This window comes from Cupriavidus sp. F041, assembly GCF_057814235.1.
The window spans coordinates 2,716,074-2,735,666 of record NZ_JBVASY010000002.1; the positions used below are offsets into that span (position 1 = coordinate 2,716,074).

Here is a 19,593-nt window from a genome sequence, read left to right on the forward strand (position 1 = left end):
CCGGCATGACGCTAAATCCACGCCAGACCGCCCTGCTTGAAGAGGTTCGCAACCAGGGCTTCGCTTCCATCGACGAGCTTGCGCGCAAGTTCGGCGTGACCCTGCAGACAGTTCGCCGCGACGTCAACATGCTGGCCGAAAGCGGCATGCTGGCGCGCTTTCACGGCGGCGTGCGGGTCGAAGGCTCGACGGTGGAGAACATCGCCTATCGCCAGCGCCAGGTGCTCAATGCCGAAGGCAAGGCGCGCATTGCGCGCGCCGTGGCCAGCGCGGTGCCCGAGGGTTGCTCGCTGATCCTCAATATCGGCACCACGGTGGAGGAAATCGCGCGCGAGCTGATGCATCACCGTGGGCTGCGCGTGATCACCAACAACCTGAACGTGGCCAGCATCCTGGCCGACAACCCCGATTGCGAGGTCATCGTCGCCGGCGGGGTGCTGCGCTCGCGCGACCGCGGCATCGTAGGCGAGGCCACGGTGGAATTCATCAGTCAGTTCAAGGTGGATATCGGCCTGATCGGCATCTCGGGCATCGAGGCCGATGGCACGCTGCGCGACTACGATTTTCGCGAGGTGAAGGTGGCGCGGACCATCATCGAGCATTCGCGCGAAGTCTGGCTGGCGGCGGATGCCAGCAAGTTCAACCGGCAAGCCATGGTGGAACTGGCGCATCTCTCGGAGATCGACCGGCTCTTCACCGATCAGCCGCTGAAGCCGCCGTTCGAAAGCATGCTGGAAGAAAGCGGAGTGAGCTGTGTGGTCGCGCAGGCGTGAGCACGCCGATCGGCAGCGCCCGAGCCCAGGCTGGCGAGGCGGTGCCGGCGCGGCTGGCGCCGGGCACCTGGTGATGGGCTTACTTGAAGACGACGGTCTTGTGGCCGTTGAGCAGGATGCGGTGCTCGGCATGCCATTTGACGGCGCGCGCCAGGGCCACGCATTCCACGTCGCGGCCCACCGCCGTGAGCTGGTCGGGATCCATGCTGTGGTCCACGCGCTCGATTTCCTGCTCGATGATCGGGCCTTCGTCCAGCGCGGCCGTGACGTAGTGGGCGGTGGCGCCGATCAGCTTCACGCCGCGGTCGTGCGCCTGGTAGTAAGGCTTGGCCCCCTTGAAGCTGGGCAGGAAGGAGTGGTGGATATTGATGGCGCGGCCGGCCAGCTTGCGGCACAGGTCGTCGGACAGCACCTGCATGTAGCGCGCCAGCACCACCAGGTCGATGTTCTGCTCTTGCACGATCTCGAACACCTTGTTTTCCTGCGCGGCCTTCTGCTCGGCCGAGGCGTTCATCATCGGCAGGTGGAAGAACGGAATATCGTACGACGCCGCCAGCTGGTAGAAATCGCGGTGGTTCGACACGATGGCGGCGATCTCCACCGGCAGGCCGCTGGCCTTGGCGCGGAACAGCAGGTCGTTCAGGCAATGGCCGATCTTCGACACCATGATCATCACGCGCGGCTTGACGCTGGCGTCGAACAGGTCCCACTGCATGGCGAACTGGTCGCCGACCGGCGCGAAGGCGGCCTTCAGCGTGGGCAGGTCGGGGCCGCCGGCGGCCGGCGTGAAGTGCACCCGCATGAAGAAGCGGCCGGTGAACTCATCGCCGAACTGGTCGGAATCGACGATATTGCAGCCGTGCTGGAACAGCAGGCCCGAGACGGCATGGACGATGCCCGGCTGGTCCGGGCAGGAGATGGTGAGAATGAATCCGGTATTGCTCATCGTGTGTTGTTCTGTCGTGTGCGCGCCGATCATGGGCGGGGGGTGCCGGGCACGCTCCAGCCGCGGCGGTTGAGCGCATCCAGCGTCACCAGGGTCGCATCGACCGTCATGGCGCCATCCGCCATGATAGCAAGCAATGCCTCCGGCTCGATACGGCGGTGCTCGGCCACCTCGCCGTCGCGGTTATGCGGCACGAAATCCGGCGGCAGCGGCAGGTCGTACACATATACGGCTTCCCACTGCACGCCTTCGGGGATTTCGCGCAGGACTTCGATCACGCCGTGTGCCTCGGCACGCCGCGCCAGCGCCGGCGGGATGCCGGATTCCTCGTCGCACTCGCGCACCAGCGTGGCGAGCGGATCGCTGCCGTGCGGCATGCCGCCTGCAACCAGGTTGTCCCACATCCCCGGATCGACCGCCTTGGCCGCACTGCGGCGTGAAATCCACAAGGCGCGTTCGCCGGCAATCACGCCATTCATGTGCGAGGCGAAGGTCAGCAGCCCGAGAAAACGCGCCGCCGCGCGTTCGATGGTGGCAAAGGCCGGCGTTTCCAGCGCGGGCGTGACGGCAAACAGTTCGTCGCGCCAGCCACGCACATGGCCGGCATCCGCCATCCAGCGCGCCAGCACCGCCAGCGCGGCGCTGCGCGCGGCAAAGTCGCCGCATGACGGCAGCAGCGCCACGCTGCCGCCATGCGAATCGCCCAGTACGCCCGGCACCGCCTCCTGCCCACGCAGGATGCCGGCATGCGCGCGCGGCAGCCAGCCAACCTGGCGCCCTTCCACCGTCAGCCGCAGATGGGCTTCAGCATCGAAGGGGCTGCGCGCGGCGAGCAATCCGGTGATGCGGGAAATGGCGGAAACGCCGGTATCGCGGACTTGGCTGTCGGGCAAGGTATCGGACATGAATGATCTCGGCGGCCAGCAAGGCACGCCTGTAAAAGTATTTCCAGGACAAAACGCATGACGCAAATTCAGCCGCCGGGCCTGCCGCAATTCATACTGGCGCTCGACCAGGGCACCAGCAGCTCGCGCGCCATCCTGTTCGATCACGCCGGCAATGTGGCGCGGGTCGCGCAGCGCGAATTCCGGCAATATTACCCGCACCCCGGCCATGTCGAGCACGATCCCTACGAGATCTGGCAATCGCAGCTGGCGGTGGCGCACGAGGTGCTCAACGATGCCGGCGTCTCGGCCAGCCAGGTACGCGCCATCGGCATTACCAACCAGCGCGAGACCACCGTGCTGTGGGACCGCCAGACCGGCGAGCCGATCGGCCGCGCGCTGGTCTGGCAGGATCGCCGCACAGCGCCGATGTGCGAGACGCTGCAGGCCGAGGGCCACGGCGACCTGTTCCGCGACAAGACCGGCCTGATCCTCGACGCCTATTTTTCCGGCACCAAGCTGCGCTGGATGCTGGACAACACGGAAGGCGCGCGCGAGCGCGCCGAGCGCGGTGAGCTGGCCTTCGGCACGGTCGACAGCTGGCTGATCTGGCAGCTCACGGACGGCAAGCGCCACGTCACCGATGTATCCAACGCCTCGCGCACGCTGCTGTTCAACATCCACACCTTCCAGTGGGACGACGCCCTGCTCGGCCTGCTCGATATCCCGCGCAGCCTGCTGCCCGAGGTAGTGCCTTCCAGCGGCGAGGTGGCACGCACTGCACTGAGGTTGTTCGGCGCGGAGATCCCGATCGCCGGCATCGCCGGCGACCAGCAGGCCGCCACCTACGGCCAGGCCTGCCACGCGCCCGGCATGGCCAAGAACACCTACGGCACCGGCTGCTTCCTGCTGATGAACACGGGATCGCAGCCGGTGACTTCGCACAACCGGTTGCTGACCACCATCGGCTGGCAACTGGGCGGAACGGCGCCGGCCGCCAGCCGCACGCAATATTGCCTGGAGGGCGGCGTATTCATGGGCGGCGCCACCATCCAGTGGCTGCGCGACGGCTTGCAGATCATCAACAGCGCCCCCGAAGTCGAACCGCTGGCGCGCCAGTGCGACGACACCGACGGCGTGGTGCTGGTGCCGGCCTTCGCCGGACTGGGCGCGCCGCACTGGGACCCGTTCGCGCGCGGCACGCTGGTGGGCCTCACGCGCGGCAGCGGACGCCCTCAGATCGCCCGTGCCGCGCTGGAATCGATCGCGCTGCAAAGCGTGGACGTGCTGGACGCCATGCAGAAGGACGCCGGCATCTCCCTGGCCGAACTGCGCGTGGACGGCGGCGCTTCGCGCAGCGATCTGCTGATGCAGATGCAGGCCGACCTGCTCGGCACGGCCGTGGTGCGCCCGCGCGTGACCGAGACCACGGCGCTCGGCGCCGCCTACCTGGCGGGGCTGGCCACCGGCTACTGGAGCGGCGAGGAAGAGATCGCCAGCCAGTGGCAGGTGGAGCACCGCTTCGAGCCCAACCTGTCCGCGGATGCGCGCGCTTACCGGCTGTGGCGCTGGCATCGGGCGGTAGAACGCGCGCGCGACTGGGCCCGCGAGGACGGCGCGCCGCCCCGTTCGGCAAACTGAGCGCGGGCCGCCACATCCCGCGCAACGCAATCAGCGCCCGCCATCAGCATTCGCATCAAACAAGGAATCATGCAGAAACTGTCTACTCCCATCTTGCCGCCAGACCGCGCCGCCCTGCTCGCCACCCTCGAGCGCGAGCCGAAGTGGGATGTGATCGTCATCGGCGGCGGCGCCACCGGCCTGGGCACGGCGGTGGATGCCGCCTCGCGCGGCTACCGCACGCTGCTGGTGGAAGCCGCCGACTTCGCCAAGGGCACATCCAGCAAGGCCACCAAGCTGGTCCATGGCGGCGTGCGCTACCTGGCGCAGGGCAATATCAGCCTGGTGCGCGAGGCGCTGCACGAGCGCGGCCTGCTGGCCCGCAACGCGCCCCATCTGGTATGGCCGCTCGGCTTCGTGGTACCGGCCTACCAGTTGTTCGACCAGCCCTTCTACGGCATCGGCCTGAAGCTCTATGACATGCTGGCCGGCGGACTCAACCTGTCCGGCAGCCGCTGGCTGAACCACCGCGAGACGCTGGCGGCGGCACCGACCCTGGCCGAGCACGTAGGGGGCCGGCCCCTGCGCGGCGGCAACCTGTACTTCGACGGGCAGTTCGACGACGCCCGCCTGGCCATCGCGCTGATGCGCACGCTGTTCGACGTGGGCGGCACGGCCATCAACTACCTGCGCGTGAGCGGATTGTCACAGCGCAACGGCGTGATTGACGGCGTCACCGTGCAGGACGTGCTGGGCGGCGCCAGCTTCGATCTCAAGGCATCCTGCGTGATCAACGCCACCGGCGTCTGGGTCGATGCCATCCGCCAGATGGAAGACGGCAACGCGCGCAGCATGGTGGCGCCCAGCCAGGGCGTGCACCTGACGCTGCCGCGCAGCTTCCTGCCCGGCGACCGCGCCATCCTGATCCCCAAGACCGACGACGGCCGCGTGCTGTTCGTGGTGCCCTGGAACGGCCACACCATCGTCGGCACCACCGATACCCCGCGCCAGGATCTGCCGCTGGAGCCCCATGCCGGCGCCGACGATGTCGACTTCATCCTGGAGACCGCCGCGCGCTACCTGTCGCGCACGCCCACCCGCGCCGACGTGACCAGCGTCTGGGCCGGCCTGCGCCCGCTGGTCAAGGCCACCGGCGAAGCCTCCACCGCCTCGCTCTCGCGCGAGCACACCATCCTGGTCTCCAAGGCCGGCCTGATCACCGTCACCGGCGGCAAGTGGACCACCTACCGCAAGATGGCCGAGGACGTGGTGGGCACGGCAATCCAGCGCCAGATGCTGCCGGCCGCGCCATGCGTGACCGCGGAACTGCCGCTGCATGGCTCGCAAGGATTGCCGGCCGACCTGCCCCAGTCCGGCAGCGGTTCGCCCGACCGCTACTACGGCAACGAACTCGGCATGCTGCGCGCGCTGCCTGGCAATGACGAATTGCTGGTGCCCGGCTCCGGGCTCACTGCCGCCCATGTGCGCTTTGCCGCCCGCTTCGAACTGGCGCGGCGGGTCGAGGACGTGCTGGCGCGCCGCAATCGCGCGCTATTCCTGGAAGCCGGCGCCGCCAGCGCGGCAGCGCCCCGGGTAGCCGAGATCCTGGCCGAAGAGCTTGGTCACGACGCCGCCTGGCAATCGGCCGAGGTGGACAGTTTCCGAGGTCTCGCAAGCAGCTATATGCTGGCCTGAAGGCGACCGCCGGCAAGGGTACCTGCCGCCCCACGGGAAACGCTGTCGTCACACCCAGGCCTGTTTGATCGGCACCTGATCACCAAGGGCGACGAAGGCATGCTGGAGGACCTGACCAAGGGCGAGAACGCACCGCCGGTCTACGCCAACTGCCGCGCGGTCAAATAGGCCATCTCCAGAACATTTTGGTGCTGGCGCCCCGGTCGAGCGATAATGCGGGTTATCGAATCAGGGAGAACACCATGGACGAGATTGATGATCTGTCCGATCTGCCGATGCCCCGCTTTATCTGGGGCTTCGCGATCTTCACGCCCAAGGGCGGCGAGGTCATGCATGACGAATTTGAATATCTGACCCATACCCGCGCGCCGCGCTTCACGTGCCGGGTAGTCGAACTGGAAGACATGCCGGTCGACAGCGAGGAGACCGGCATCGACGGGCGCATCGTGCATTACGACGAGCCGGGCCGCCTGTTCTACATCTCCGACGCCGGCATCGCGCTGGTGAACTTTGAGTTGTTCGACAAATTGCCGGAAAAGCAAAAACTCAAGAAAATCTGCGACGAAGCCATCGAAAACTGGATGTTACGGCGCGATTTCCTCGATTCGGAAGAAGGCGAAGAGGACTGAGCGTCCCTTTATCCCTTTGCCCACACCGAGGGATAACGGCCGGCAGGTCGTTATCCCCACGCCCCGCCTTCCGCCTGGCGTCCCCGCCGGGCAGCCGAATTCCCTCGATCCCCCCCGGCCTTCCCGCCGCTCCCGGCTGAGCCATCCCTTGCGCGGCAAACCCGTTGCCCCCGGCATGCGCAGAGTTTCTACATTCGTCAGCCGCGTCCTACAACGCAAGGGGAAGTCACCGGACACCGCGCCAAATCCGCCCTGCTTATAGTGGAACCATGGGAAACACGGAAGAAAGGAAGGAAATCATGCCCTACATCCTCGCCTGGTTGCTCGGTGTCCCGGCCTTCGTGCTGCTGCTGATCTGGCTGTTCGTGCATTAAGTTGCGAGCTTGCCGATCCGGCGCGTAACTCGGACCCCGGATAGCAAAACGCCCGCTGATATTCCAGCGGGCGTTTTGTTTTTGCCATTCAGCGTTTCGCGCCACCCTGTGAATGAAGACGCACATGTTTCAGCGTTTCATCCCAGACCGCGTCCACGCGGATATCAGCCTGCCGCGTCCTGCGCGGGCAGGCCGCGTTCCAGCGCTTCCTTGAGCAGGCCGCTCATGCCACCAGCATGCGCCGGAGCGAGCGCCTGCAGACGCTTGACCAGTTCAGCGTCGAGCTTGCAGGCAAACGGCACCAGGCCTTGTTCCTGGTCGAGCCGGCGCTGTTCGCGGCGATCGACCTTGGCCGGGCCGGTATCGCGCCCGGCGCGGAGGGCGGCGGACAGCTTCAGGCTGTTGGCCAGCTTCAGTGCTTTGTTCTTTTCGAGGTCGGTCTTTTTCACGGCATGTTCCGCTAGAGTCTGTCTGGGGCGGTATTGTACGCAGGTCGGCGGCAGGTCCCGCTTTGTATTGCGCGCGCTGCACAGCGCGCGCACGCCCGGCGCCTGCACCCCATCTCCCGAGACTACCTCGGACTGCGCCTATTCCGCCTCCCTCACCTCGATCAATTCCGCCGCCACACGCTCGATCTCCGCATAGACGGGAAGCGCGTCGTCCGGGCCGGTACAGCCGACGCCGGTCGCACTGGCTTCGTCAGCGCCGGGCGGATGAAAGACAAACGCCATGCCGGGCTGCCACCTCGGATCGTTCTTCAGGCTTTCATTGAGGATTGCCAGATACTGGCCGCGAGTGAACACGTGCTTGGACATCTTCACCTCCGAATAATTTGTCGGGATCGTAGCATGGCGCGAGGCCTGATCCGGGTGAGCCTCGATACACGCGCACGATCATGCATGCGATGATCGCGTGGCTTTTGCCGGAATCGAGCCGCTATCGATGCAACATCGATAAGACATTGCCAAAACAACGATAAGACAAAGGATGAGACAAATGATACGTAGCACATTGCCAGTGCTTGCGGTCGCGTTGCTGGCCGCCTGCGCGGCCCCGGAGTCGACGCAGAGCGCCGCCCCGCTCACGACCCGCTTTTCCGCCTCGCAACTGGACGCCATGAGCGCACGCGTGCGTGCCGATGTCGCGCAGGGCCGTATTCCCGGCGCCGTGTACATGCTCGCCCGCAACGGCAAAATCGTCGACACGCAGTCCATCGGCTGGCAGGATGCGGCCGGCAAAGTGCCGATGCGGTCCGACTCGATCTTCCGCATCTATTCGATGAGCAAGCCGATCGTCTCGGTGGCCGTGATGATGATGGTCGAGGATGGACGCCTGCTGCTTGCCGATCCGGTCTCCAGGTACCTGCCCGAGCTCAAGGGCCTGCAGGTCGGCGTGGAGAAGACCGACGCCGCCGGCAAGCCCGTGCTGGAACTGGTGCCAGCCCAGCGCGAGATGACCGTGCAGGACCTGATGCGCCATACGTCGGGGCTGACCTATGGCGTGTTCGGCAAGTCGCTGGTCAAGGAGGAATACAAGCGCCTGGACGTGGATGCCACCGAGCAAAGCAATACGGAATTCATTAGCCGTCTCGCCAAGGCGCCGCTGCAGTTTCAGCCGGGCACTACCTGGGAGTACAGCCGCTCCACCGATGTGCTGGGCGCCTTGCTGGAACGCGTGTCGGGCCAGACCCTGGCGGCGCATCTGCAGCAGCGCATCTTCACGCCCTTGCAGATGAAGGACACCGGCTTCTGGGTTCCGCAGGCCCAGCAGGCCCGCATTGCCGAGCCCTTTGCCATCGACCCCGACAGCAAGATACCAGTCGGGCTGATCGACGTGCGCCACGCGCCGAAACTCGAATCGGGCGGCGGCGGGCTGGTGTCGACCGCGGCGGATTACTTCCGCTTTGCCCAGATGCTGCTCAACGGCGGCGAAATCGACGGCGTGCGCCTGCTCTCGCCGAAGACGGTCGCCTATATGACCGCCGACCACCTCGGCACGATTGCCGGGCCTTCGCTGGCGCGCGGCCCGGCCTACCTCCCGGGTCCGGGCTATGGCTTCGGCCTGGGTTTCGGCACGCGCACGGGCACTGGCGAGGCAGCCACGCCGGGGTCGGTTGGCGACTACTACTGGGGCGGAGTCGGGGGCACCTACTTCTGGGTCGACCCGAAAGAGAAGACCGTGGCGATCTGGATGATGCAGGCGCCCGGGCAGCGTGAGTATTACCGCGCCTGGTTCCGGAACAAGGTGTATAGCGCCATGACGCCATGACGCCGTGATGCGCGCATGACAGGACCGGCGCGCGCGCACCGGTAGCGATGGCATGGCGGCGCGGCCGCCTGCCGCCGCATTGGAGCGCCGGCGCCAGCCGGCCTCCACCCCTACAGCGCGCTGACGGACTCGCCCGGCACCAGGCCGTTGATGATGTCCTCGCCGAACTTCACCGCGCCGCGGCGCGCGGTGCCGATATTGTCCCAGGGCGCCGCGGCAAGCCGGAACACGCGCGAACGCTCGGTACCCGGCTCATGTCCTTCGCGGCAGATCACCACGGAAGCATTGAAACTGCGATCCGGCCGGCGCTCTGGCCAGGTGCGCTCAGCCTGGTGGCGATAGATCAGCGGATAGAGATCGAAACCCTTGTAGCGGGTGAATGGTCCAGTGTCCAACTTGCGCTCCCCTAGTGATGGTTGAATGGCGCATGCGGCCTGCCGGCGCCGCACCGCAGCGGGTTCGCCTCGCCCTGTTCCCGGGCGATGGCGACAATGCCTTCAGGTTGCCTTCAGGTCTGTATCGACCAGCCAGGCCCCTTGCCGTTCTTGTCGCTCTCGTGCCGCCAGCGGCAACCGCAATCGGCACAGGTGTAGGTGGCAAAGGTGATCGCGGGCTGGCCGCGCGGCTTGATGCGCTGCGTGTCCGTCAATAGCAGCCGGGGATGCCCCGTGCCGCCGATCGAGCCAGGCTGGATCTGCGCACAGGCCTCGCACATGCTCATGATCGCTCCCGCGCCTTGCGCGTGCACTTCGTCCCCGCGTGCCGGCCTCGCACCGCCAGTGCGAGGAACCGCATCGCCCATACGGCGCGGCGGCTATTTATCCGCCGCCATCGCCTTGAGCTGCGCGTCGCCGGCTACGCGCGCAGCGTCCGATGTGGTGAAGGTATCGTCCGAAACAATGGTGCGCTTGAGCAGCTGCGCAGAGAAATCGACCAGGGTGATTACCCATACATAGCGCCCCGCCTGGGGCGCTGTCTGGACAATAGCCTGCAGGTGCGGCGTGGAATCCTTAGCCATGATGCTCCTCCGGAGGATCGCATCAGGGCACTTTAGCACGAGTTGCGCATGAGGCGGCTGCAACGCCTCCTCGGCCGGGACAATCGACGCTCACGGCGCGCTCAGACCACTTGCTGTCCGCGCAGCGTCTCCAGATCGGCCGCCGTCAGGCCCAGTTCGCCGTAGAACGCGTCGTTGTGCTCGCCCACCGCCGGGCCGCTGCGGGGCGCTGGCGGCTGGTGGCCGGAAAACCGCGGCACCATGCAAGGCGCGGGAATCGAGCCGAGATCGGGATCGGGCAAGCGGACGATCGCGCCGCGTGCCTGGAAATGCGGATCCTGCATGATATCGGCGATGGTGAATATCTTGCTGAATGGGATCTCGCGCGCGCCGAGCGCCTGCGCCACAGCCTCGTAGTCATGCGTGGCGAACCATGTCTTGATGACGGCATCGAGCACATCCAGATGGCGCACGCGCTCCGGGTTGCTGGCATAGCGCGGGTCGTCCGCCATGCCGGCCTCGCCGATGGCATGGCAAAGGCGGCGGAAGATCGGGTCCGAGGAGGCTACCAGCGAAACCCAGTGGCCGTCCGCCGTGGCGTACATATTGGACGGCGCGGTGTAGGTGGCACGATTGCCGGCGCGCTGGCGCACCTGCCCCAGTTGCTCGTACTCCACGGCCAGCGGCTCCAGCAAACGGAACAATGCCTCAGTCGCCGACAGGTCGATCTCGCGGCCGTGCACGCCGTTGCCACGATCCTGCGCGCGCCGGCTGTCGGCCACGGCGGCCGCAATCGAAAACGCACCGAACAGTCCGGCCACCATATCGCCCATCGGATAGTTCATATGCAACGGCGGGCCGGAGGGATCGCCAACCAGGTTGGTGAAGCCGCTCATCGCTTCGAACACGCGCGCAAAACCGGCGCGACCGGCATACGGCCCGATCTGCCCGAAGCCGGTCAGGCGCAAGATCGTCAAGCGCGGGTTGGCGGCGTGCAGCGTCCCGGCATCCAGGCCCCAGCGGTCCAGCGTGCCGGTACGGAAGTTCTCCACCAGCACGTCGAACTGCGGCAGCATCTTGAGAAACAGTGCGCGGCCCTCCGGTTTGCGCACGTCGAGCGTGATGCCGCGCTTGCCGCGATTGGTGACCTTCCAGTAAAGCGGCAGATTGTCCTTGACCGGCGCCAGCCCACGCAGCGGATCGGTGCCGTCAGGCAACTCGAGCTTGACGACTTCCGCGCCCATGTCGGCGCACAGCGTGCTGGCAAACGGGGCCGCCACAACCGTGGCCATGTCGAGGATGCGCACGCCGGCCAGCGGCCCGCCTTGATGCGCGGCAGCCGCGTCGTGATCTGTGTGGTTCATGATGGAGTCGGGGGAAAGAGTCTTGTGTGGTCGGCAATAGCAGGAGCTCGCACAAGCGCTGCCCGGACCAATCGCATTGCGCGGCGTAACGCTGGGCGTATTCGTCATGGCCGCCATGGCCGGACCCTGAAGTTGGCTACGCATACCTGCTGCATATCTGCTTAGTCGAGCGTGGTGCCGGTCGACTTCACCAGCGCAGCCCACCATGCCGTATCGCTACGGATCTGCGCGGCGAACTGCTCGGGCGTATTGCCGACCGGCTCCGCGCCCAGGTCCACCAGGCGCTTGCGCATCTGCGGCCTGGCCAGGATCTTTGCGGTCGCGTCATGCAGCCTGGCAATAATCGGGCGCGGCGTGCCGGCCGGAGCCATCAGCCCCTTCCATGCCGTCACCACGTAGCCCTTCAGGCCGGCCTCCTCCACCGTCGGCACATCGGGCAGCGCACTGGCGCGTTTGTCGCTCGCCACCGCCAGGGCACGCAGGCGGCCCGACTGGACATACGGCAACAGCGCGGGCATGTTGTCGATCATCATCGTAATGTGCCCGGCGATCAGGTCGGCCACCGCGGGGCCGCTGCCCTTGTACGGCACGTGCTGCAGCTTGATGCCCGCGGACTGGTTCAGCAACTCGCCCGCCAGCTGCGCCGGAGAGCCGTTGCCGGGCGAGCCAAAACTGAGCGTTCCGGGCCTGGTCTTGGCGTAGGCGATGAACTCCTTGAGATTGCGCGCCGGAATCGAAGGGTTGACCACCATCAGGTTGTGTTCGCGCGCGACCATCGTGACTGGCGCCAGATCGCGCACCGGGTCATAGGACATGCGAGCGTAAAGGCTGGGGTTGATGACGGTGGCCCCCGCCGCAGCGAGCAGCAGCGTGTAGCCGTCCGGCGCGGCCTTGGCCACCGCATCGCCGCCGATATTGCCGCCCGCGCCGGCCTTGTTCTCCACGACCACGGACTGCCCGAGTTCCTCCTTCAACTGTTCGGCCAGCAAGCGCGCGAGCGTATCGGTGGAGCCGCCCGGCGGGAACGGCACGACCAGCCGGATCACCTTGGCGGGATAAGCCGCCTCGGCCAGCGCGGGTTGCACGAGTCCAAGCGTGGCCAGCAGGACAGCGCCTGCCGCAAGCATGGTTTTCAACATGGTGTCTCCTTGACGGTATGACGCCGCCTGGCACGGCCGCCGGCGGCTGCTCTGTCTTGACGAACCCGGACGACTACGATGCGCTCGCGGCAGCAGCCTGCGCGAGCGTGCGCTTGGCGATATTGAGTTGGTGGATCTGGCTGGTGCCTTCGTACAGCCGGAACAGGCGCACGTCGCGATAGAAGCGTTCGATGCCGAAATCGGCGATATAACCGTAGCCGCCAAACATCTGCACGCAGCGGTCGGCCACGCGCCCGCACATCTCGGAAGCGAAGTACTTGCAGATCGAAGCCTGCATGGTGACGTCCTCGCCGCGATCGCGCTGACGCGCCGTTTCCATGATCAGCGCGCGTGCTGCGTGGATCTCGGTCTGGCAGTCGGCAATCATCGCCTGCACCAGCTGGAATTCCGCCAGCGGCTGGCCGAACTGCTGGCGCCCGGTAACGAACCGGATTGCCTCGTCGAGCATGCGGATGGCCGGCCCGGTGCACAGCGCGGCCAGGTGGATGCGCTGCTTGTTGAGCACCTTCATCGCCGTGCGAAAGCCCTGCCCTTCCTCGCCGCCGATGAGGTTGGCGGCCGGCACGCGGCAGTCGCTGAAATGTACTTCGGACACCGGCGAGCCCTCCTGCCCCATCTTGCGGTAGGGCTGCCCGGTACTCAGTCCCGGCGTGCCGCGTTCGACGATGAATGCCGAGATGCCGGCCGCGCCGGCGCGCGCGGGATCGGTGCGCGCCATGACCGTGAACAAGCCGGCGATGGGCGCGTTGGTGATGAAACACTTGGTGCCGTTGATCACGTAATGATCGCCTTCGCGCCGCGCGGAAGTCGTCAGCGCCGTGGCGTCCGAGCCGGCCTCCGGCTCGGTCAGCGCGAAGGAGCCTGTCAGCTCCCCGCTGGCCAGCAAAGGCAGGTAGCGGCGCTTCTGCGCCGCCGTGCCGTCCGCCACCAGCGCCTCGGAGCCAATGCCGGTATTGGTGCCCACCCGCGCACGAAAGGCCACCGAGCATTGGGACAGCTCCAGCGCCGCCAGCACCAGTTCCTCGGTCGTCATGCCGGCGCCGCCGTACTCCTCGGGAATCGAAAATCCGAACAAGCCCATCCCGGCCATTTCACGCACCAGCGGCTCGGGCACATCGTCCAGCCTGGCGACTTCGGCCTCTCGTGGCACCAGCCGCTCGCGCACGAAACGCCGCAATTCGGCCAGGAAGGCTTGGAAGGCATCCGGTTCCCTGATCATCTGTCTTGCTCCATCCGGTCATTGCCGCCGGGATCGGCCGCATGCAAACCAGCGTAGCAATCCGTGCCTGGAAAGCGGATCGATGTTTTGCTATCTTGAACGCAGGCCATGCGCGCCGGGCGCCTCAATGGCTATGATGGATGCATGCCCCGCCCATGCGGCCTGCCCGTGCCCCCGCCGCTTCCGCCCCGAAATCATGCCGCCCCGTCCCCATCACCCCGACCCCGCCTTCGCCACCACGCTGGCCCACGGCCTGGCGCTGCTGCAGTGCTTCCGGGTGGGCGAGCCGGTCATGAGCAACAAGCAACTGGTGGAACGCACCGGGCTGTCCAAGGCCACCGTCAGCCGCCTGACCTACACGCTGGCGGCACGCGGGCTGCTGCTCTACGACACGGAGCTGCGCCGCTACCGGCTGGGCTCCACCGCGCTCTCGCTGGGCTACCCGCTGCTGGCCAGCCTCAAGGTCAGGCAGCTCGCGCGGCCGCTGATGAAGGCACTCGCCGACCAGGTCGGCGGCTCGGTCTCGCTGGGCCTGCGCGACCGGCTGCAGATGGTCTATGTGGAAACCAGCCGCGGCCACGACGCCATCGCCTTCCGGCCCGATATCGGCGCATCGCTGCCCATGCTCGCCACCGCCATGGGGCGGGCATGGCTGTGCCAGGCGTCCCCTGTGGAACGGGAGCCGGTGCTGGCGGCGCTACGCGCGGCCGACCCCGGGCAATGGCAGGCTCACGCGCCCGCGCTGGACGCCGCGGCACATGATCTCGCCACGGTCGGATTCTGCCTCTCGCGCGGGGAATGGCAGCGCGACGTGCATGCCGTGGCCGTACCGATGCGCGCCGAGATCGATGGCGAGACGCTGGTCTTCAATTGCGGCGTGCCGGGCGCCAGGATGACACCGCGCAAGCTCGAACGCGAGATGGGGCCGCGCCTGCTGCGGCTGGTCCGGCGCGTGGAAAAGGAACTGGGGATATCGTGATGGCAGCGACACCTTCCCAGGTTGCACCCGCAGCGGACCAGGACGATACCGCCGACCGCCAGTTCGCCACCACGCTAGCGCACGGCATCGATATCCTGCTGTCCTACCGTGCCGGCGAGTCCCTGCTCGGCAACAAGGACTTCGCGCAACGCACCGGCCAGTCGCGATCGGCCGTGGCCAGGCTCACGCACACGCTGACCGTGCTCGGCTACCTGCGCCGCGACGCCACCCAGGCCAAGTACCGGCTCGGCGCGCCGGTGCTCTCGCTCGGCTATCCGCTGCTGGCCAGCATGCATATCCGCCAGATCGCGCGGCCACTGATGAAGGAACTCGCAGATCGCGTCGGCGGCGCGGTCTCGCTCGGCATGCGTGACCGCACGCAGATGATCTATGTCGAAACCGCCCGCTCCACCGACAGTCTCGTCGTCACGCCGGACATCGGTGCAGCACTGCCAATGCTCACCACGGCCATCGGCAAAGCCTGGCTGTGCAAGGCACACGCGGCGGAACGCGACAGCGTGCTCAACCGCCTGCGCCTGCAGGATCCGGAAGCCTTCTTTCGATTCCATCCACAGCTAGCGAGCTTGCGCCAGGATTTTGAAGCCAAGGGCTACTGCGTGAATCGCGGTGAATGGCGCAGCGATGTGTATGCCTTTGCGGCGCCGTTATTCAGGCCGGTGGATTCCCAATGGCTGGTCTTCAACTGCGGCGTGTCGGCACAGGCAGGGTCATTTGCCATGCGCGAGCGCGAAGTCGCACCGGGGCTGCTGGCCCTGGTGCGTAGCGTGGAGGGCTTGCTGGGGATGCGGTGAGTGCGCGGGCTCGATGCAGGATGCAGGACACCGGACTCAATGCTCGAAATCGAGCCCGCCGAGCAGCACCGTGGGATCCGCTTGCGAACGCGTCCCGAAGTCGATCTGCCGCGGCATCTGCCACGCGCGCATCTTGCCCGCCAGGGCCGCGAGATAGTGCTCGAACTTTTCCGCGCCGCCGGCAGCGAACAACGCCTCGACCTCGAGACTGTCCCACGACAGGTAGACGTTCAACTGGTGCGCGAACCGCCGCGGTTCATCGAACGGTTCGCCAGAGAGATGGACCCGCGCGGGGCAGTCGGGCTTCTCGTCTGGTATGACCTCCACGCGGATACGCTGCTTGAACAGGTTCGCGATCCTCTCGGCGATTCGCGGGGCAAACTCCGCGTTGAAACGCGGTGCGATGTCATGGCTCACTGAATGTCTCTTCCCGGTTTTTGAGGATCGTAGCACGGGGAGTTTGCCCCGGCGGCGCCGGGATTGCGAGTCGATTTCCAGACGATCGCCGCGTGCGCCAGGAGGCACAGGCGCCCAGGATGTTGTCGCGCAAAAGCAGGTTGACGCCGCCATCTGCTGACCTATACTAAAAATCTGCCGGCTGAGACACGCTGTAGCAATGCGAAGGTAAGCGGCAGAATGATCCTCTGGCCAATATGGCAGTGAGATCAAGCGTGCCAGATAGGCATGCAAGTCCGAACCGGATCCCAGTGAGTTTGCCGACCCGGTTCGGATCCCCCCCCCCGTTGCGGGAAACAACAAGCACCTCCACGAGGTGCTTTTTTATTGCCCGAAGCGAACCTCGTGAACGGACTGCAGACCCAGGCCCTGCTTTCGCAGGCCGGCGCAACACAACGAAGTGGAACTACCGGCGCAAACGCGAACGCGTTGCAACGCTGCAGACAGCAAATCGGGATAGGGGCGGTCAGGTAATCTGACCGGTCCCCTCCCACACCACCTGGCATGCGGGTCCGCACCAGGCGGTTGGAATGGTTGAGGTCGTCAGGCTTGTGTTGCTCCCGACCCGACGCCCAGGCTTGCCTTTGTCCGGTTCGGCGGAACTGATTCCTCGCTGCCGGGGCCTGTCGGGCTTCACCCTATCCACCCTACCGACGAGCTTCGCTCTCGCGAACATCTGAGGCGCTTCACTTCCGATAACCAGAGGGCTCCCCCTCCCATTCCTTCGGCCCTTCGCCGGCAGCTTTAGCTTTCCCAGCCACGCCGCCCAACTACTTTGGCCTCTGCTGACTCCTCGCTCCGACTCGACGTCGTTGCCCTTTCAGGCATGAGGCGAGGCCTCCCCAGGTAAGAACGCACTCCTTCACTGCACAGCCGCTGCATTTACGCCACTTCGCCTTGGTCACAAGAGCTTCGCGGTTTCTTGCCCGCTCGCCCTGCTCGGCAGCGCCTTCTATGCAGTTCTTGTCCATCGGCTCGCGATTTACGCTCCACGCTTCCTCCCCACACTCGGTCGCCCTCATGCGGTTGCGCTTCACTTCATTCGCCGTGACCAGCTTATGGCGGGACTTACACCCGCAGGAGTGCGCCCATGCTGGGCGCACAAGAAAAAGGGCTGGGCCATCGTTTCCAATGACCCAGCCCTTGATCCATGACCCACGGGTTAAGAACCGCTAACCCGCAAAGCCCTACAGTATCGGTGGCGGAGAGACGGGGATTCGAACCCCGGATAGGCTATTAACCTATACACGCTTTCCAGGCGTGCGACTTAAACCACTCATCCATCTCTCCAGCAAGTCCGCGAGTATATCAGAGGGTTAACCGGAAAATCTAGTGTTTCGTGACCCGCCCGGCTAACCACGTCGCAGGTACGTCACCAGCCGGTCGATCACCGGGGCGTTGCGTGGTGTCAGGAGGCTGACCAGGATGGCCACGGCAAACCCGGCTGGCACGCCGAATGCGCCGGAGGCGATCGGGTCCACGCCGAACCAGCGGTTGCCGAAGATGCCCGTCATCCGGGTAAAGAACGGATAGTTGACGAAAATATAGTAGATCGACACGCCCAGCCCCGCCACCATCCCGGCAACCGCGCCCGCGGCGGTGGTGCGGCGCCAGAAGATGGCCAGCACCAGCACCGGGAAGAAACTGGAGGCCGCCAGCGAGAATGCCGCGCCGACCAGGAAAAGGATATTGCCGGGCCGCAGCGACGTGACGTAGGAGGCAAAGAGCGCCACCCCGAGCAGCACGATCTTGGCAGTGGTGACGCGGCGCTGGTGGCTCGCGGTGCGGTCGACCATGTGATAGAAAACATCGTGCGAGAGCGCATTGGCAATGGTGAGCAGCAGGCCGTCCGCGGTGGACAGCGCCGCCGCCAGCGCGCCGGCGGCAACCAGCCCCGAGACCACGTAGGGCAAGCCGGCGATCTCCGGCGCGGCCAGCACGATCATGTCGGGCTGGATCAGGATCTCCGCCCACTGCACGATGCCGTCGCCGTTGACATCGCGAATGCCGAACACGGGCGGGTCGACCTTGCGCCACTGCACCACCCACTGCGGCAACTCCGCGTACGGCGTGCCAACCAGGTGCTGTAAGAATTCGTACTTGACCAGCGCCGCGAGCGCCGGCGCGGAGACGTAGAGCAGCGCGATGAAAAACACCGCCCAGGCCACCGAGTTGCGAGACTCCTTCACTGAAGGCGTGGTGTAGAGCCGGGTAAGGATATGCGGCAGGCTGGCCGTGCCGAGCATCAGGCAGAACACCAGCAACACGAAATTCAGCCGCTTGGTCTTGCGCTCCTCTTCCGAGGGCGACGGGTACGGTTCGGTCGACGGGATGGAGGGTTTGCTGCGCGCCAGGGCTTCCTCGCGCTGCTGGTTCCATTGCTGATGGGCCGCGGCGACATCGCGCGGAAATTCGATCCGTTCGCGCTCGACCGTCTTGATCTCCCGCAGCGGCGCGTTGCGCAAGCGCAGTTCCTGCAGGCGCGCGGACAACGCGTTGCGCTCGTCGTCGAACGATTGCGGCAACCTGGCGATGCGCTCCTGCATCTGGATGGCCTGCTGGCGATAGTGTTCGCGCACGGCCTGCTCGGCCGGGTCGCGCTCTATGCTGCGCTCGCGCGTGTCGATCTGCTGCAGCAGCGTGCCGTAGCTCAATTGCGGCAGCACTTCGTGATGATGCTTCCAGGCAATCATCGAGACCGTCACCAGGAAGGCCACGATCAGCATGATGTATTGCGCGACCTGGGTCCACGTCACCGCGCGCATGCCGCCGAGGAATGAGCAGACCAGGATGCCGGCCAGGCCGAAGAACACACCGACGGCAAACTCCACGCCGATAAAGCGGGTGACGATCAGCCCTACCCCCTGGATCTGCGCCACCAGGTAGACGAAGGAACACAGCGACGCCGCCATCACGGCGATCGCGCGCACCGGCATGTTGCCGCCGGGCTTGCCGTTGCCATAGCGCGCGGCCAGGAAGTCGGGGATGGTGTAGCCGCCATACTTGCGCAGATAGGGCGCAAGCAGGAAGGCAACCAGGCAATAGCCGCCGGTCCAGCCCATCACATAGGCCAGGCCTTCGTAGCCCGACGCGAACAGGATGCCGGCCAGGCCGATGAAGGACGCCGCGCTCATCCAGTCGGCGGCGATCGCCATGCCATTGAACAGCGCGGGGACGCGCCGTCCGGCTACATAGTATTCATTGAGGTCCGAGGTGCGGCAGATCAGCCCGATGCACGCATAGATGGCGATGGTGACGAACAGGAAGACGTAACCGAGCCAGAGCGCATCGCCGCTGGAGCGCTCCAGCAGGCCCATCATGCCGATAAAGACAAACAGGCCGATCGTGAACAAGCCGTAGTACAGCAGCAGCCGTCGGCGAAAGCGCGACTGTTCGTCGGGCATGAGAGCAGTGGTT

General features: G+C 65.9%; 19 protein-coding genes and 1 tRNA gene. 7 read left to right on the forward strand and 13 right to left on the reverse strand.

The window, feature by feature from the left end; translation table 11 throughout:
- Positions 1–5: 5 nt before the first annotated feature.
- On the forward strand, positions 6–773 hold the full coding sequence (locus ACZY0R_RS29890) for a DeoR/GlpR family DNA-binding transcription regulator (RefSeq protein ID WP_045235533.1): 768 nt from the start codon (positions 6–8) through the stop codon (positions 771–773).
- Between the two features lie 79 nt (positions 774–852).
- Here ACZY0R_RS29890 and purU read toward each other — a convergent pair whose 3' ends face one another.
- Together purU and ACZY0R_RS29900 are read right to left on the reverse strand one after the other, a co-directional pair.
- Complete coding sequence (gene purU, locus ACZY0R_RS29895) at positions 853–1,719, reverse strand: formyltetrahydrofolate deformylase (RefSeq protein ID WP_488863480.1); 867 nt, start codon at positions 1,717–1,719, stop codon at positions 853–855.
- 29 nt (positions 1,720–1,748) lie between these two features.
- Positions 1,749–2,624: an NUDIX hydrolase gene (locus ACZY0R_RS29900; RefSeq protein WP_488863482.1), complete on the reverse strand. Its 876-nt coding sequence runs from the start codon at positions 2,622–2,624 to the stop codon at positions 1,749–1,751.
- 57 nt (positions 2,625–2,681) lie between these two features.
- On the opposite strand from ACZY0R_RS29900, the gene glpK reads away from it, so the two are divergent.
- The 3 genes from glpK to ACZY0R_RS29915 all read left to right on the forward strand — a co-directional run bounded on the left by glpK (position 2,682) and on the right by ACZY0R_RS29915 (position 6,547).
- Positions 2,682–4,244 (forward strand): glycerol kinase GlpK, encoded by a 1,563-nt coding sequence (gene glpK / locus ACZY0R_RS29905; protein ID WP_488863484.1) that lies wholly within the window; start codon positions 2,682–2,684, stop codon positions 4,242–4,244.
- 69 nt (positions 4,245–4,313) lie between these two features.
- A complete protein-coding gene (locus ACZY0R_RS29910) occupies positions 4,314–5,918 on the forward strand; it encodes a glycerol-3-phosphate dehydrogenase/oxidase (protein ID WP_488863486.1) in 1,605 nt (534 codons plus the stop codon).
- Positions 5,919–6,160: 242 nt separating this feature from the next.
- Positions 6,161–6,547 carry a hypothetical protein gene (locus ACZY0R_RS29915; RefSeq protein ID WP_477121596.1) on the forward strand — a complete coding sequence of 129 codons (387 nt, stop codon included), beginning with the start codon at positions 6,161–6,163 and terminating at the stop codon, positions 6,545–6,547.
- Positions 6,548–7,085: 538 nt separating this feature from the next.
- Here the strand turns inward: ACZY0R_RS29915 and ACZY0R_RS29920 are convergent.
- On the reverse strand, positions 7,086–7,370 hold the full coding sequence (locus tag ACZY0R_RS29920) for a hypothetical protein (RefSeq protein WP_045235539.1): 285 nt from the start codon (positions 7,368–7,370) through the stop codon (positions 7,086–7,088).
- 138 nt (positions 7,371–7,508) lie between these two features.
- Positions 7,509–7,736, reverse strand: a complete 228-nt coding sequence (locus ACZY0R_RS29925; RefSeq protein WP_045235540.1) for a hypothetical protein — start codon at positions 7,734–7,736, stop codon at positions 7,509–7,511.
- A 181-nt stretch (positions 7,737–7,917) separates the two neighbouring features.
- Here ACZY0R_RS29925 and ACZY0R_RS29930 point away from each other — a divergent pair, with 181 nt between their 5' ends.
- Positions 7,918–9,189: a serine hydrolase domain-containing protein gene (locus ACZY0R_RS29930; protein WP_488863489.1), complete on the forward strand. Its 1,272-nt coding sequence runs from the start codon at positions 7,918–7,920 to the stop codon at positions 9,187–9,189.
- A 110-nt stretch (positions 9,190–9,299) separates the two neighbouring features.
- Here the strand turns inward: ACZY0R_RS29930 and ACZY0R_RS29935 are convergent, their stop codons facing one another.
- The 6 genes from ACZY0R_RS29935 to ACZY0R_RS29960 form a co-directional block, all read right to left on the reverse strand.
- The gene (locus ACZY0R_RS29935) at positions 9,300–9,584 is read right to left on the reverse strand and encodes a hypothetical protein (protein ID WP_045235542.1); all 285 of its coding nucleotides are present in this window, start codon (positions 9,582–9,584) and stop codon (positions 9,300–9,302) included.
- Between the two features lie 113 nt (positions 9,585–9,697).
- Positions 9,698–9,910, reverse strand: coding sequence for a hypothetical protein (locus ACZY0R_RS29940; protein WP_045235623.1), 213 nt, complete (start codon positions 9,908–9,910; stop codon positions 9,698–9,700).
- Positions 9,911–10,003: 93 nt separating this feature from the next.
- Complete coding sequence (locus ACZY0R_RS29945; protein WP_045235543.1) at positions 10,004–10,207, reverse strand: hypothetical protein; 204 nt, start codon at positions 10,205–10,207, stop codon at positions 10,004–10,006.
- Positions 10,208–10,308: 101 nt separating this feature from the next.
- Positions 10,309–11,550 carry a CaiB/BaiF CoA transferase family protein gene (locus ACZY0R_RS29950; protein ID WP_488863492.1) on the reverse strand — a complete coding sequence of 414 codons (1,242 nt, stop codon included), beginning with the start codon at positions 11,548–11,550 and terminating at the stop codon, positions 10,309–10,311.
- 161 nt (positions 11,551–11,711) lie between these two features.
- Positions 11,712–12,689, reverse strand: coding sequence for a Bug family tripartite tricarboxylate transporter substrate binding protein (locus tag ACZY0R_RS29955; protein ID WP_488863494.1), 978 nt, complete (start codon positions 12,687–12,689; stop codon positions 11,712–11,714).
- Positions 12,690–12,762: 73 nt separating this feature from the next.
- The gene (locus tag ACZY0R_RS29960; RefSeq protein WP_488863496.1) at positions 12,763–13,929 is read right to left on the reverse strand and encodes an acyl-CoA dehydrogenase family protein; all 1,167 of its coding nucleotides are present in this window, start codon (positions 13,927–13,929) and stop codon (positions 12,763–12,765) included.
- Between the two features lie 196 nt (positions 13,930–14,125).
- Between ACZY0R_RS29960 and ACZY0R_RS29965 the strand changes: the two genes are divergently transcribed.
- Both ACZY0R_RS29965 and ACZY0R_RS29970 read left to right on the forward strand, forming a co-directional pair.
- Positions 14,126–14,908, forward strand: coding sequence for an IclR family transcriptional regulator (locus ACZY0R_RS29965; RefSeq protein WP_488863498.1), 783 nt, complete (start codon positions 14,126–14,128; stop codon positions 14,906–14,908).
- Entirely contained in the window at positions 14,908–15,720 is an 813-nt protein-coding gene (locus ACZY0R_RS29970) for an IclR family transcriptional regulator (RefSeq protein ID WP_488863500.1), read from the forward strand. Before ACZY0R_RS29965 ends, ACZY0R_RS29970 begins: the two co-directional genes overlap by 1 nt.
- A gap of 36 nt (positions 15,721–15,756) precedes the next feature.
- On the opposite strand, the gene ACZY0R_RS29975 is transcribed toward ACZY0R_RS29970, so the two are convergent.
- The 3 genes from ACZY0R_RS29975 to ACZY0R_RS29985 all read right to left on the reverse strand — a co-directional run bounded on the left by ACZY0R_RS29975 (position 15,757) and on the right by ACZY0R_RS29985 (position 19,580).
- The gene (locus ACZY0R_RS29975) at positions 15,757–16,137 is read right to left on the reverse strand and encodes a DUF5594 family protein (RefSeq protein WP_488863502.1); all 381 of its coding nucleotides are present in this window, start codon (positions 16,135–16,137) and stop codon (positions 15,757–15,759) included.
- Positions 16,138–17,375: 1,238 nt separating this feature from the next.
- Positions 17,376–17,466: transfer RNA gene (locus ACZY0R_RS29980), tRNA-Ser, on the reverse strand.
- 62 nt (positions 17,467–17,528) lie between these two features.
- Positions 17,529–19,580 (reverse strand): VC_2705 family sodium/solute symporter, encoded by a 2,052-nt coding sequence (locus tag ACZY0R_RS29985; RefSeq protein WP_488863504.1) that lies wholly within the window; start codon positions 19,578–19,580, stop codon positions 17,529–17,531.
- Positions 19,581–19,593: the final 13 nt, after the last annotated feature.

Bases quoted from the DNA above. Each gene is read 5' to 3' on its own strand.
- ACZY0R_RS29950 (WP_488863492.1), bottom strand. From the start codon at position 11,550: ATGAACCACACAGATCACGACGCGGCTGCCGCGCATCAAGGCGGGCCG.
- ACZY0R_RS29915 (WP_477121596.1), top strand. From the start codon at position 6,161: ATGGACGAGATTGATGATCTGTCCGATCTGCCGATGCCCCGCTTTATC.
- ACZY0R_RS29985 (WP_488863504.1), bottom strand. From the start codon at position 19,580: ATGCCCGACGAACAGTCGCGCTTTCGCCGACGGCTGCTGCTGTACTAC.
- ACZY0R_RS29910 (WP_488863486.1), top strand. From the start codon at position 4,314: ATGCAGAAACTGTCTACTCCCATCTTGCCGCCAGACCGCGCCGCCCTG.
- ACZY0R_RS29940 (WP_045235623.1), bottom strand. From the start codon at position 9,910: ATGAGCATGTGCGAGGCCTGTGCGCAGATCCAGCCTGGCTCGATCGGC.
- ACZY0R_RS29890 (WP_045235533.1), top strand. From the start codon at position 6: ATGACGCTAAATCCACGCCAGACCGCCCTGCTTGAAGAGGTTCGCAAC.
- ACZY0R_RS29900 (WP_488863482.1), bottom strand. From the start codon at position 2,624: ATGTCCGATACCTTGCCCGACAGCCAAGTCCGCGATACCGGCGTTTCC.
- ACZY0R_RS29955 (WP_488863494.1), bottom strand. From the start codon at position 12,689: ATGTTGAAAACCATGCTTGCGGCAGGCGCTGTCCTGCTGGCCACGCTT.
- ACZY0R_RS29970 (WP_488863500.1), top strand. From the start codon at position 14,908: ATGGCAGCGACACCTTCCCAGGTTGCACCCGCAGCGGACCAGGACGAT.
- ACZY0R_RS29945 (WP_045235543.1), bottom strand. From the start codon at position 10,207: ATGGCTAAGGATTCCACGCCGCACCTGCAGGCTATTGTCCAGACAGCG.
- purU (WP_488863480.1), bottom strand. From the start codon at position 1,719: ATGAGCAATACCGGATTCATTCTCACCATCTCCTGCCCGGACCAGCCG.
- glpK (WP_488863484.1), top strand. From the start codon at position 2,682: ATGACGCAAATTCAGCCGCCGGGCCTGCCGCAATTCATACTGGCGCTC.
- ACZY0R_RS29925 (WP_045235540.1), bottom strand. From the start codon at position 7,736: ATGTCCAAGCACGTGTTCACTCGCGGCCAGTATCTGGCAATCCTCAAT.
- ACZY0R_RS29960 (WP_488863496.1), bottom strand. From the start codon at position 13,929: ATGATCAGGGAACCGGATGCCTTCCAAGCCTTCCTGGCCGAATTGCGG.
- ACZY0R_RS29930 (WP_488863489.1), top strand. From the start codon at position 7,918: ATGATACGTAGCACATTGCCAGTGCTTGCGGTCGCGTTGCTGGCCGCC.
- ACZY0R_RS29965 (WP_488863498.1), top strand. From the start codon at position 14,126: ATGCCGCCCCGTCCCCATCACCCCGACCCCGCCTTCGCCACCACGCTG.